This is a genomic window from Streptomyces sp. NPDC046900 (genome assembly GCF_040644975.1).
Taxonomy (GTDB): Bacteria; Actinomycetota; Actinomycetes; order Streptomycetales; family Streptomycetaceae; genus Streptomyces.
Genome location: NZ_JBEYXD010000025.1, coordinates 1 through 11,988, shown reverse-complemented (window position 1 = coordinate 11,988; position 11,988 = coordinate 1). Strand labels below are relative to the sequence as shown.

At 70.3% G+C, this 11,988-nt stretch carries 12 protein-coding genes and 1 tRNA gene; 8 read left to right on the top strand and 5 right to left on the bottom strand.

Translation table 11 applies throughout. The features are described 5' to 3' along the window. Positions 1–78: 78 nt before the first annotated feature. Positions 79–729 carry a DUF461 domain-containing protein gene (locus tag ABZ904_RS23800; RefSeq protein WP_359405065.1) on the bottom strand — a complete coding sequence of 217 codons (651 nt, stop codon included), beginning with the start codon at positions 727–729 and terminating at the stop codon, positions 79–81. A 690-nt stretch (positions 730–1,419) separates the two neighbouring features. Here ABZ904_RS23800 and ABZ904_RS23795 point away from each other — a divergent pair. From ABZ904_RS23795 to ABZ904_RS23765, 7 genes are all read left to right on the top strand, one after another. Then, the gene (locus ABZ904_RS23795; RefSeq protein WP_003953493.1) at positions 1,420–1,902 is read left to right on the top strand and encodes a CarD family transcriptional regulator; all 483 of its coding nucleotides are present in this window, start codon (positions 1,420–1,422) and stop codon (positions 1,900–1,902) included. 378 nt (positions 1,903–2,280) lie between these two features. Next, the gene (gene ispD / locus ABZ904_RS23790; protein ID WP_360992974.1) at positions 2,281–3,069 is read left to right on the top strand and encodes a 2-C-methyl-D-erythritol 4-phosphate cytidylyltransferase; all 789 of its coding nucleotides are present in this window, start codon (positions 2,281–2,283) and stop codon (positions 3,067–3,069) included. Further along, positions 3,059–3,553: a 2-C-methyl-D-erythritol 2,4-cyclodiphosphate synthase gene (gene ispF, locus ABZ904_RS23785; protein ID WP_359405059.1), complete on the top strand. Its 495-nt coding sequence runs from the start codon at positions 3,059–3,061 to the stop codon at positions 3,551–3,553. Before ispD ends, ispF begins: the two co-directional genes overlap by 11 nt. Before the next feature lie 54 nt (positions 3,554–3,607). Then, positions 3,608–4,015: a PPOX class F420-dependent oxidoreductase gene (locus ABZ904_RS23780; RefSeq protein ID WP_360992970.1), complete on the top strand. Its 408-nt coding sequence runs from the start codon at positions 3,608–3,610 to the stop codon at positions 4,013–4,015. Positions 4,016–4,147: 132 nt separating this feature from the next. Continuing rightward, positions 4,148–5,548 (top strand): cysteine--tRNA ligase, encoded by a 1,401-nt coding sequence (gene cysS, locus ABZ904_RS23775; protein WP_359405053.1) that lies wholly within the window; start codon positions 4,148–4,150, stop codon positions 5,546–5,548. A gap of 95 nt (positions 5,549–5,643) precedes the next feature. Beyond that, the gene (gene rlmB / locus ABZ904_RS23770) at positions 5,644–6,582 is read left to right on the top strand and encodes a 23S rRNA (guanosine(2251)-2'-O)-methyltransferase RlmB (protein WP_359405050.1); all 939 of its coding nucleotides are present in this window, start codon (positions 5,644–5,646) and stop codon (positions 6,580–6,582) included. A gap of 138 nt (positions 6,583–6,720) precedes the next feature. Next, positions 6,721–8,430: a DoxX family protein gene (locus tag ABZ904_RS23765; protein WP_359405047.1), complete on the top strand. Its 1,710-nt coding sequence runs from the start codon at positions 6,721–6,723 to the stop codon at positions 8,428–8,430. Positions 8,431–8,537: 107 nt separating this feature from the next. Here ABZ904_RS23765 and ABZ904_RS23760 read toward each other — a convergent pair whose 3' ends face one another. The 3 genes from ABZ904_RS23760 to ugpC form a co-directional block, all read right to left on the bottom strand. Then, positions 8,538–9,269 (bottom strand): nucleotidyltransferase family protein, encoded by a 732-nt coding sequence (locus ABZ904_RS23760; protein ID WP_359405044.1) that lies wholly within the window; start codon positions 9,267–9,269, stop codon positions 8,538–8,540. 42 nt (positions 9,270–9,311) lie between these two features. Then, entirely contained in the window at positions 9,312–9,758 is a 447-nt protein-coding gene (locus ABZ904_RS23755) for a hypothetical protein (protein ID WP_359405041.1), read from the bottom strand. A 209-nt stretch (positions 9,759–9,967) separates the two neighbouring features. After that, the gene (gene ugpC / locus ABZ904_RS23750) at positions 9,968–11,104 is read right to left on the bottom strand and encodes a sn-glycerol-3-phosphate ABC transporter ATP-binding protein UgpC (protein WP_359405038.1); all 1,137 of its coding nucleotides are present in this window, start codon (positions 11,102–11,104) and stop codon (positions 9,968–9,970) included. A 228-nt stretch (positions 11,105–11,332) separates the two neighbouring features. Between ugpC and ABZ904_RS23745 the strand changes: the two genes are divergently transcribed. Continuing rightward, positions 11,333–11,406: transfer RNA gene (locus tag ABZ904_RS23745), tRNA-Thr, on the top strand. Positions 11,407–11,475: 69 nt separating this feature from the next. Here the strand turns inward: ABZ904_RS23745 and ABZ904_RS23740 are convergent. Next, positions 11,476–11,904: a tyrosine-type recombinase/integrase gene (locus tag ABZ904_RS23740; protein ID WP_361825378.1), complete on the bottom strand. Its 429-nt coding sequence runs from the start codon at positions 11,902–11,904 to the stop codon at positions 11,476–11,478. Positions 11,905–11,988: the final 84 nt, after the last annotated feature.

Below are 11,988 nucleotides of genomic sequence, written 5' to 3'. Positions count from 1 at the left end.
GGGGCGGTGGGAGAAGACCTGGACCTCGTTGGCGCCCGCGGCGCGCGCGCCCTGGCGGACCGCGGCGGCGCCCCGGCGTCAGTGCCCGGTCGAGCTCGACTCGGTCGCCGTTCCCTCGGCGGAGGAGCCGGCCGCGGGGGAGCCCGTCGCCGGCTTCGACGGCTTGGGGCTCCCGGCGGACCCGGTCGGCGACTCCGTGGCGGTCGGCATCGCCGGGACGTTGCTCGGTCCCCACTTGGTGAAGTAGCTCTCGGCCGGGACGACGAACGCCCGCAGGCTGACGTCGCCGGTCTGGCTGAAGGTGAAGGTGACCTTCTGCGCGTTGCCGTCCTGGACGCCCGAGCCCGGGCTGCTCAGCGTGGCGGCGGCATTGTCCTTGCCGCCGATGACGACGGAGCTGAGGGCCGGAATGGTCAGCGGGCCGCTGCCCTTCGCGGGGCGGAGCTCGGCGGTGCCGCCGCCCTCCACGCTGATCGAGTCCAGCGTCTGGGCGGTGCGACCGGTGTTGAAGATCGTCGCCGAGATCGCGGCGGGACCGGTGGCCTGCGCGTTGGGCTGGGTGATCACAAGGGCGTTCTGGACCTTGATGCTCCCGACGCTGGTCGCCGCGTTGTCCGGCTTGATCTCGAGCGTCTGGGCGTTGCTGCCGGCACCGCACGCGGCGAGCGAGGCGATCGAGAACGCGATGGCGGCGGCGGCGAGGGCGCCGCGTCGAAGGCTGCTGCTCACGGCGGCGGCAACTCCTTGAACGTGGGCGGAGCAGGACGACTCCCTGATAAAGCCGCCCTAAGTGTTTGTCAGCGGCCATAGGTTACCGAGCCGTTCCCCGACCTCCGCACCCGACCCTCCCCAACACCACGCCAAGCTGTCGACTTCGCCCGGGCGGGGCATCCGCGCCGGACGGCGGAGGCGGGCGCTCCGGACGGTGAACCCATCTCGGCGCACAGTTCGTCGCAGAGTTCCCAGATGTCTCACCAGCCGCATTGACCTCGATGTTGTCCTGCATTCACATAAGCGTCTCGGATCTCGGCTTGGGGATTTACCTTAAGGAATGCTTGGCGGTCCGAAAATCGATCACAGGGACAACAGCCGGGGGTTCATCCGGCACCTTGATCAATTCAAGATTCGTCTCGTACCGGCCTCCCGGGCACCGAACGGAGTAGCGGAAGTCGATCGCTTGAGGCGGTACAAAAGGTGATGTTTCGGACCTGTTCAGGGACCTTCGATGTGTGTAACGTGCGGGTTTCCTCTCGCCTGCGCAGCCGCTCCGACCTGCGAATACCCCGTTCCGCTCCCCCTGCGCAGCACGTTCCTGTCGTGGTTGTCAAGCCCCGAGATATGCCCTGACCTGCGAAAACGCCATTCAGAAGACGCGGTTTCCGTGTTACCCTGGATAGCCACGGAAGGGGTACCTGTCACATGACGTTCAAGGTTGGCGACACCGTGGTCTATCCCCATCACGGGGCCGCGCTGATCGAGGCCATCGAAACTCGCCAGATCAAAGGCGTGGACAAGACCTACTTGGTGCTGAAGGTCGCCCAGGGCGACCTGACGGTGCGTGTGCCAGCGGACAATGCGGAGTTCGTCGGCGTACGTGATGTGGTCGGTCAGGACGGGCTGGACCGGGTCTTCGAGGTGCTGCGCGCGCCGTACGCCGAGGAGCCCACGAACTGGTCGCGTCGCTACAAGGCAAATCTCGAGAAGCTCGCCTCCGGCGACGTCATCAAGGTCGCGGAAGTCGTCCGTGATCTATGGCGGCGCGAGCGTGAGCGCGGACTGTCCGCCGGCGAGAAGCGCATGCTCGCCAAGGCCCGGCAGATCCTGGTGAGCGAGCTCGCCCTCGCGGAGAACACGAACGAGGACAAGGCTGAGGCGCTGCTCGACGAGGTCCTCGCGTCCTGACGCTCGTTCCGCCCCGCCCGCTTCCCGACGGGGGAGTCCGGTGGACGGACCGGCGCACAGCACGTATGCACATGCCGCGGTGCCCGATGACGCATTTTGCAGTCGCCGGGCGCTGCGGCATGTTCGTGCCCGGGCACCACGGCACGAGGCCTCGCCGAAAGGTGGGACTCTGCGCCCCGGTGCCGTACGCCGGCGGGACACCCCCGGTACGGGAAACCCCCCCCGATACTTGGCGGGCCGGGCCCGGGCCGCCGCTCGACCGGAGGTCACGGAAGGGACCGGTCAGGGCGTCGCGCCCGGCACTCCCCCAGCCTCGGGCCGGGGGTACCCCCAAGGCCATACCCACCCCCGCCGAGCAAACAAACCTGACAGGAACCGATGTCTGACGATTCGCGCACTTCGCCCACCGAAGCCTCACAGGCTCTCGGCGCATCTCGGGCGGGGGAGACCCCCATCGCCGCGGTGATCCCCGCCGCGGGCCGCGGTGTCCGCCTCGGTCCGGGTGCCCCCAAGGCGCTCCGCACGCTGAACGGCACGCCCATGCTCATCCATGCGGTGCGCGCGATGGCGGCCTCCCGCGCGGTCTCCCTCGTGGTCGTCGTGGCCCCGCCCGACGGGGCGCCCGAGGTCAAGTCGCTGCTCGACGCGCACGCCCTCCCCGAAAGGACCGACTTCCTGGTCGTCCCGGGCGGGGAGACGCGGCAGGAGTCGGTGAAGCTGGGCCTCGACGCGCTGCCACCGCAGTACGAGATCGTCCTCGTGCACGACGCGGCCCGCCCGCTCGTTCCCGTGGACACGGTGGACTCGGTGATCGAGGCCGTCCGCGAGGGCGCGCCGGCCGTCGTGCCGGCGCTGCCGCTCGCGGACACGGTGAAGGAGGTCGAGCCGGCCGCTACGCCGGGCGAGCCGGAACCGGTCGTCGCCACGCCCGAGCGCGCCCGGCTGCGCGCGGTGCAGACTCCGCAGGGATTCGACCGGGCGACGCTGATCCGGGCCCACAAGACGGTGACGGACAACGTCACGGACGACGCGAGCATGGTGGAGCAGCTCGGGCTGCAGGTCGTGGTGGTTCCCGGCCACGAGGAGGCCTTCAAGGTCACCCGGCCGCTGGACCTGGTGCTGGCCGAGGCGGTCCTGACCCGCAGGAGGCTGAACGATGGCTTCTGAGGCGCCGCTGCTGCCCCGGGTCGGCATCGGGACCGACATCCACGCCTTCGAGGAGGGGCGCGAGTTGTGGTGCGCCGGCCTGAAGTGGGAGGGCGAGGGGACCGGTCTGGCGGGCCACTCGGACGCGGACGTGATCGCGCACGCCGCGTGCAATGCGCTCTTCTCGGCCGCCGGCCTCGGTGACCTGGGACAGCACTTCGGCACCGGACGGCCGGAGTGGTCCGGTGCCTCAGGGGTCACGCTCCTGACGGAGGCCGCGCGGATCGTGCGCGAGGCGGGCTTCGCGGTCGGCAACATCGCCGTCCAGGTGGTCGGCCCCCGTCCGAAGATCGGCAAACGTCGTGAGGAGGCCCAGAAGATCCTCTCGGAGGCGGCGGGAGCACCGGTCTCCGTGTCCGGCGCGACGACGGACGGTCTCGGCTTCCCCGGTCGGGACGAAGGGCTGATGGCGATCGCCACCGCGCTCGTGGTGCAGGTGAGCTGAGGGCGTGCGGGGGTACCCGCAGAGCCACCAGTGACCCAGGTTCCGGAGGTGGCCATGCCGACCGCCGCACTGTCCGACCGGCTCAAGGCCCTGATCGACGGTCCCGTGTTCATCGTTCTCGGGACCGTTCAGCCGGACGGGAGCCCGCGGCTGTCCCCGGTACGGGTGAAGAGGGACGGCGACCATCTCCTCGTCTCCACGACCGTCGACCGGCGCAAGAAGAAGAACCCCGACCGCGACCCCCGGGTGAGCGTCGTGGTCGAGGACCCCGAGTCGCCGTACGAGTACGCGGAGTTCCGCGGCACGGCGGAGATCACGACGGAGGGCGGGCAGGCACTCATCGACGAGCTCTCGCTCAAGTACACCGGGAAGAAGTACGCGGAGTTCAACCCGGCGTCGGCGCAGGACGCGGAACGCGTCGTGGTGCGGATCGTCCCGCGCAAGGTGGCCGGGAGTCTCTGAGAGGCGGCTGCCGGCGTCCTGGTCGGGAGTCGCCGTGTCCGTGGCGCCGGTGTTCCTGAGGTTCGTCACGAATGCGTCGCCCTTGGCCGGAAGGGGCGTGAGGCACTGGTCCCGGCCCACTACCCTGGACTCGTGACTATTCGCCTGCACGACACCAGCGCCCGGCAGATCCGTGACTTCACCCCGCTCAAGCCGGGTTGTGTCTCGATCTACCTGTGTGGCGCCACCGTGCAGGCGCCGCCGCACATCGGGCACATTCGCTCGGGCCTCAACTTCGACATCATGCGCCGCTGGTTCGAGTACCGCGGCTACGAGGTCACGTTCATCCGCAACGTGACCGACATCGACGACAAGATCATCAACAAGTCGGCCGAGCAGGGCCGCCCTTGGTGGGCGATCGGGTACGAGAACGAGCGTGCCTTCAACGAGGGGTACGACGTCCTCGGCTGCCTCCCGCCGACGTACGAGCCCCGGGCCACCGGGCACATCACCGAGATGATCGAGATGATGCGCGGCCTCATCGAGCGCGGCCACGCCTACGAGTCCGACGGCAACGTCTACTTCGACGTGCGCTCCTTCCCGGACTACCTCGAACTCTCCAACCAGGAGCTGGACAATCTGCGCCAGCCCGAGGGCGAGGGGGAGACCGGGAAGCGGGACGAGCGCGACTTCGCGCTGTGGAAGGCCGCCAAACCGGGTGAGCCCTCCTGGGAGACCCCGTGGGGCCGCGGCCGACCGGGCTGGCACCTGGAGTGCTCCGCCATGGCCCACAAGTATCTGGGCTCCGCCTTCGACATCCACGGCGGTGGACTCGACCTCATCTTCCCGCACCACGAGAACGAGATCGCCCAGGCCAAGGCCTTCGGCGACGACTTCGCGCAGTACTGGGCGCACAACGCCTGGGTCACCATGAGCGGCGAGAAGATGTCCAAGTCGCTGGGCAACTCCGTCCTCGTCTCCGAGATGGTCAAGCGCTGGCGGCCCATCGTCCTGCGCTACTACCTCGGCACCCCGCACTACCGCTCGATGATCGAGTACAGCGAGGAGGCCCTGCGCGAGGCCGAGTCCGCGTTCGCCCGGATCGAGGGGTTCGTGCAGCGCGTCGTGGAGAAGGCCGGCGGTGTCGTCGAGCCCGCCCCCGAGGTGCCGCCCGCCTTCGCCGAGGCGATGGACGACGACCTGGGCGTGCCGCAGGCGCTCGCCGTCGTCCACACCACGGTCCGGCAGGGCAACAGCGCGCTGGCCGCCGACGACAAGGAGGCCGCCGTGGCCCGGCTCGCCGAGGTGCGGGCCATGCTCGGCGTCCTCGGTCTCGACCCGCTGGACGCCCAGTGGGCCGGGGAGGGGGACCGCGGCGACGATCTGCACGGTGTGGTCGACACCCTGGTGGGTCTTGTGCTCCAGCAGCGCGAGGCGGCCCGGACCCGCAAGGACTGGGGCACCGCGGACGCCATCCGGGACCAGCTGAACCAGTCGGGCCTGGTCATCGAGGACAGCCCCCAGGGTCCCCGCTGGACGCTCGGCCCGCGCTGAGCCCAGCACCGATCCGATGATCGATTGTGCCGCCCGGCCTTCCGGGCGGACACTTCATAGACGTACGTACGACGCTTTCAAGAGACGGGTAGGTCATGGCCGCGAACAACCGCCGCATGTCCGGCAAGAAGGGCGCGCAGGTCGGCAGCGGCGGCAAGCGGCGCCGCGGCCTGGAGGGCAAGGGCCCCACTCCCCCCGCCGAGATGCGCAAGGGGCACGCCAAGCAGCGCGCCGCGCAGTCGAAGATCCGCCGGTCGCAGGGGCGCCCCCAGCGCCGTACGGGCGGAAAGTCCTCCTCCGAGCTGGTCGTCGGGCGCAACCCGGTCGTGGAGGCACTGCGCGAGGGTGTGCCCGCGTCCACGCTCTATGTGCAGCAGTTCATCGACAACGACGAGCGCGTGCGCGAGGCACTGCAGCTCGCGGGCGAGCGCGGCGGGATCAACCTCATGGAGGCCCCGCGCCCCGAGCTCGACCGGATGACCAACGGACTCAACCACCAGGGGCTCGTCCTCCAGGTCCCGCCCTACGAGTACGCCCACCCGGAGGACCTCGCCGACGCCGCCTACGACGAGGGCGAGGACCCGCTGATCGTCGCCCTCGACGGGGTGACCGACCCGCGCAACCTGGGCGCGGTGGTCCGGTCCGTCTCCGCCTTCGGCGGCCACGGCGTCGTCGTGCCCGAGCGTCGCGCGGCCGGGATGACCGCCGGTGCGTGGAAGACGTCGGCCGGTACGGCCGCCCGTACGCCCGTCGCGCGTGCCACCAACTTGACGCGCGCTCTCGAGGCGTACAAGAAGGCGGGGATCGTGGTCGTCGGTCTCGCCGCTGACGGGGAGGTCGAAGTCGACGAGCTGGAGGCCCTGGAAGGCCCGGTCGTGATCGTCGTCGGCAGCGAGGGCAAGGGGCTGTCGCGGCTGGTCGGCGAGACCTGCGACTTCCGGGTGCGCATCCCGATGCCGGGCGGCGCCGAGTCGCTCAACGCCGGTGTGGCGGCGGGCATCGTGCTGTACGAGACGGCCCGCCGACGGGCCTGACACCCATGGGTGAGAGCCCGTACGGGTGTTCATGTGTTCGCCCGTACAGGCTCATTCGGTCGTGCAGGACGAGCTTGACGGGGTCCGGACAGATCGGCGCGGTCAAAGCAGTGTCCTAACCACACGTCACTCGGTTAGATGAGTGTGGAGACCAGAACGCCCCGCACACCCACGGGGGACCGATCGTCGGGATTCGACGACACTCCCGCGCTGAGCATGGTGAAGGTGCCGAGCGACCCGGCGCAGGTCATCGTCAATCATGCGAGCTTCCGCGTACAGCTGGGTGCGTCCACGCGGCGTGCCCAGTCCCCGCGGATCGCGCGGGACGTGACCTCCCCGCACACCATGGCGCACATGTCCGTCGTCGGTCCGGCCGGCGGAGGCGGGGCGTCCGAAGGCCGCCGTCGGCCCGTCGTCTGGAGCGGCAGGTCCGCGCCCGACGACACCGGGGCCCACCGGCTGCTGCAGGCCGTGCGGAGCTCGAGCGTGGGCCACGGCGAGGAGTTGGCCGTGGACGCGGGCGCCACCCAGGTCATCCCCCGGGTCGGGGTCGACGGTCTGCCGGGGGCAGGCGGCTACGACGACGGGCCGGCCACGCGGACCTTCGAGCCGCCGGCCGTCGGGGGCCGGCACGGCCATGGCGAGACCCGGCTCCTGCCGCGCATGCGAAGTGTCGGCAGCGCGTACGACGAACCGGCCTACGCGACACCCGGCTACGACGAGCCCGCGTACGACACACCCACGTACCCCGGATCTCCCTACGACGAAGGGGAGTTCGCAGTCCGGGGCGGGGAGCCGACGCGGCGGGCGCCGCGGCACAGTGCCGACCCGGTGCGGCACGCCTATTACCCCGGCCGCCGGATGAACCTCGGCGTGGTGCTGCTGCCGCTGCGCATCTTCCTCGGCTCCATCTCGGCCTACGCCGGCATGGGCAAGCTCTGCGACCCCGTCTACTTCGACGGCGGCAAGCGGGGCTCCATGGTCACCTGGCTCAACACGCTGCACCCCTGGGAAGTCGCCGAACCGCTGCGGCAGTTCGCGCTCCACCATCCCGTCGGCACCGGTCTCGTCGTCGCCTTCCTCCAGGTGCTCGTGGGCGTGCTCACGGTCCTCGGGCTGTGGCAGCGGGTCGCCGCCTCGGTCGGAGGGCTCCTGTCGGCCGCCCTGATCGTCACCGTGAGCTGGCGGACGGCGCCCGCGTACGACGCGCCCGACATCATCTACCTCGCCGCCTGGTCACCGCTGATCATCGCCGGGGCGCCCGTGTACTCCGTGGACGGGCGCCTCGCGGGCAGCGCCTGGCGCCGGCTCGGACCGCGGGCGGACATCTGGCAGTTGCGGCAGTACGTGCTGCGTCGCGGCGCGCTGGTGACGGCCCTGGTGACCGGGGTGACACTGCTGGTCGGATCGCTGCTCGGCGGGGCGGTGCGGGACGCGAACCGGGTGGTCGTGCCTGGTCCCGGCGAGGCGCCGCGCAACGAACTGCCGGGCTCGCCGCTGCCCGAGACGCCGGGCGAGCAGCAGCACAAGGCGAGCCCCTCGGCCCCCCACTCGCCGGCGTCGACGCACGGCGCGACATCGTCGCCGTCGAGCGTGGCCACGACGCCGAGCACGGCCGCCGGTGCGACCGGCACGGTCTCCGGCGGCAGCCCGAGCCAGACCCAGGGCACCACGGGCCACGTCCCGCCGCGTAACTCGGCACCGGCGCAGCAGGCACCGAGCACGAGCGCGGGTCCGTCGTCCTCGGGTGGCAGCGGCACCGGCGGCCCCACGGGCGGGGGGAGCGGCAGCACCGGAGGCAGTGGTTCAGGAGGCTCGGAACACCTGGTGGGCGGGCTGCTGGGATAGTTCCCCGGGCGGCTCTGCGGAAGGGGCCCCGCACCCTAGGCGGTGTGCGGGGCCCCTTCGCGTGGCAGGACGGGACGGAGTGCTACGGACGGGACTTCCGCGGGGCGTCAACGCCCCAGCGCCGCCAATTCCTTCGCCGCCTCCGTGAGGTCCTTCGCGGTGTCGATGGCCCGCCAGTACGCGCCCTGGGGGATCGGGAAGCCGGCCAGGCGGCGTTCTCGGGCCAGGCGCGGGAAGGTGGTGCGCTCATGGTCGCCGCGCTCCGGGAGCAGCTTGGCGAACTCGGCGGCGAAGACGTAGACACCCGCGTTGATCTCGAACGTCGACGGCGGGGCCTCGATGAAGTCGGTGATGTGTCCGAAGCCGTCCGTCTTGACGGCGCCCCACGGGATGCGCGGACGGGCCAGCGCCAGCGAGGCGACGGCATCGCGCTCGGTGTGGAAGTCGGCCATGTCGCGCAGCGAGAAACGGGTCCAGATGTCACCGTTCGTGGCGTACCACGGCTTGTCGGGGTGGGGGAGGTGCTCGGCGGCGTACCGCAGCCCGCCGCCGCGGCCGAGCGGTTCGGACTCGACGACCGTCGTGACGTGGAGGGGCAGGTCGGTCGAGTCCAGCCAGCGCTCCAGGACGTCGGCGAGATGGCCGCAGGAGACCACGACGTCCGTGACGCCTTCTTCGGCGAGCCAGGCGAGCTGGTGCCCGATGATCGGCGTCCCGGTGCCCGGGATCTCCACCATCGGCTTGGGCCGGTCGTCGGTGTACGGCCGCAGCCGTGAACCCTGGCCACCGGCCAGGATGACGGCTTGGACGGGGCGCGCGGCGGCGCTCGGATCGGTCATGACCGAACTGTACGACGCGCGCCCCGTCCCGGCCGGGCTGCCTCAGCCGCGCTGCGCGGTGACGCCCGAGGCGAAGGAGGTGTCGCAGACCGGGCGGGCGTAGGACTGGGCGCGCGAGGGGCCGTACATGCGGACGGCGGCCCGGCCCAGGGCACGGGCGATGGCGGCGCAGTGCCTCGCCAGCGACGGGCGGCCGTTGACCGCCTGCTGGAGGTGGGTGAGCGCGACGCCCGGGTTCGTCTCCTGGAGTTCCAGCAGGAGCTTGTCGCGCAGCACGTCCTGCGGGGCGCGGGAGGAGGCGCGCGTCGAGACGTCTTCGGCGGAGGCGGCGAGCACCGAGTTCGAGGAACCGCCCGACCAGTTGACGCGGGTGACCGCCAGGGTCCCGGACAGCACCAGGACGACAGGCAATACGAGGGCGAGGGTGCGGCCGATCCGGCGGGCGGGGCCACGGCCGCGCCGTGTCCGTGGAGTAGTGGTGTGCTTCACGCGAGTGAGGGTAGCGCGGGGTAGTGATTTGGCGACAATTAGTCACCGGTTCGGGGGATGTGGAAGCGGGAATTTCGAGGTATGGGGTTGACGCCGACGTCGAAATGCCTTGTTTGCCGGGGTATTTGTCGACAACGAAGAGGGCCCCGCAGCAGGCTGCGGGGTCCTCTTCGTCAGTCCGTGGCGGTGCGACCCGCTCCGGACGGTGCTCAGTCGGTGAGGCGCTCGCCCGTCGAGGTGGAGAACACGTGGGTCTCGCCCGGCCGCGGCACGACGTGCAGCTTCGAGCCCTTCTCCGGCACCTGGCGACCGCCGACGCGGACGACCAGGTCCTTGGACTCGCCGCCGACCTCGGCGGTGCCGTAGACGTAGCCGTCGGCACCGAGTTCCTCGACGACGTTCACGGAGATGGCGAGACCCGCCGGGGCGTCATCGGCGTGCTTGGACAGGGACGCGGCGGCGTCGCCGTTGTGCTCCACCACGTCGAAGTGCTCCGGGCGCACGCCGACCGTGACCGTGCGGTCACCCTTGTCGGCGGCGGCCTTCAGAGCCTCGCGGTTGACCGGCACGACGCTGTTGCCGAACTTCACTCCGCCGTCAATGATCGGGACCTCGACCAGGTTCATGGCCGGGGAGCCGATGAAGCCGGCGACGAAGAGGTTGGCCGGACGGTCGTACATGTTCCGCGGCGAGTCCACCTGCTGGAGGAGGCCGTCCTTGAGCACGGCCACGCGGTCGCCCATCGTCATGGCCTCGACCTGGTCGTGGGTGACGTAGACGGTGGTGATGCCGAGGCGGCGCTGCAGGGAGGCGATCTGCGTACGGGTGGAGACACGCAGCTTGGCGTCGAGGTTGGACAGCGGCTCGTCCATGAGGAAGACCTGCGGCTCACGCACGATGGCGCGGCCCATGGCGACACGCTGACGCTGACCGCCGGAGAGCGCCTTCGGCTTGCGGTCCAGGTACTCGGTGAGGTCGAGGATCTTCGCGGCCTCTTCGACCTTCCTGCGGATCTCCGCCTTGTTCACGCCGGCGATCTTGAGCGCGAAGCCCATGTTGTCGGCGACGGACATGTGCGGGTAGAGCGCGTAGTTCTGGAACACCATGGCGATGTCCCGGTCCTTGGGCGGCAGATGCGTGACGTCACGCTCACCGATGTGGATGGTGCCGGAGTTCACGTCCTCGAGCCCCGCCAGCATGCGGAGCGAGGTGGACTTGCCGCAGCCGGACGGGCCGACCAGGACGAGGAACTCTCCGTCCTCGATCTCGATGTCGAGCGAGTCGACGGCGGGCTTCTCGGAACCCGGGTATATCCGGGTCGCCTTGTCGAACGAGACAGTGGCCATGGTGAATGGGCCCCCTTCACCGGCAGGAACGTGCCGGACGATCCGTTGTAAAGGTGGTGTGTCCACTACGGGGGTTCCGTCGTGGTGTAGTCCACGCGAGTGAACTGGCTCAGGACGGTACCTCGCGTTCACCTGCTCTGTCAGCACTCGCGCCACTGTGAACTTCGCGGAAATTTTCGACAGGGCCGGCCCCGGACCTGGGTACACTGCACAGGCGCGCATGTGCACGCCTCCTTAGCTCAGCTGGTCAGAGCGCCGCTCTTGTAAAGCGAAGGTCGTCGGTTCGAATCCGACAGGGGGCTCTGCTTCCCAGCAGTACCAACGCCCCGGCCGATGATCGGTCCGGGGCGTTCGGCATTCCACGGGTGACATCAGCGGGGGCGGTCACCCACGGTCGGGGCGGCGCCCGACCAGACGGTCCATGTGGCTGATGACCTCGGCTGTGTGTCCGATGTCACGTGGGTGCAGACGTCCATCGTGATGCTGATCTGGCTGTGGCCGAGGGTCTCGCGGGGAGCCACGCCGTCCGCGGTGAGGAGCGTGATGCAGCCGTGCCGGGCGTGGTGTGGGCGGATGCGCCGAAGGACGGCGGCGGCCGTGATCCGGAAGAACGACCGGTTGATGTTCTGCGGATCGATCGGGCGGTCGGTGCGGGTGGTGAACGTGCACGAGGACGGGGACGTCTCCACTCCCTTTCGCCGGGCCGCCTCGGTCGGTCGCATCCGGTGCCGGCGCAGAGCCGACAGGCAGATCAGCGGGAGACGCACGGGGAGGGCTCGGCCGTTCTTGGGCGTTTTCACGTCCCCGGGTGGTACGTCATCCGCCCGCGGCGTCCTCGGCCTCCCAGCGCAGCAGGTCGCCCGGCTGGCACTTGAGCGCCTCGC

Coding starts and splice junctions, on each gene's coding strand:
- ABZ904_RS23795 (WP_003953493.1), top strand. CDS start 1,420: ATGACGTTCAAGGTTGGCGACACCGTGGTCTATCCCCATCACGGGGCC.
- ispD (WP_360992974.1), top strand. CDS start 2,281: ATGTCTGACGATTCGCGCACTTCGCCCACCGAAGCCTCACAGGCTCTC.
- ispF (WP_359405059.1), top strand. CDS start 3,059: ATGGCTTCTGAGGCGCCGCTGCTGCCCCGGGTCGGCATCGGGACCGAC.
- ABZ904_RS23780 (WP_360992970.1), top strand. CDS start 3,608: ATGCCGACCGCCGCACTGTCCGACCGGCTCAAGGCCCTGATCGACGGT.
- rlmB (WP_359405050.1), top strand. CDS start 5,644: ATGGCCGCGAACAACCGCCGCATGTCCGGCAAGAAGGGCGCGCAGGTC.
- ABZ904_RS23765 (WP_359405047.1), top strand. CDS start 6,721: ATGAGTGTGGAGACCAGAACGCCCCGCACACCCACGGGGGACCGATCG.
- ABZ904_RS23760 (WP_359405044.1), bottom strand. CDS start 9,269: ATGACCGATCCGAGCGCCGCCGCGCGCCCCGTCCAAGCCGTCATCCTG.
- ugpC (WP_359405038.1), bottom strand. CDS start 11,104: ATGGCCACTGTCTCGTTCGACAAGGCGACCCGGATATACCCGGGTTCC.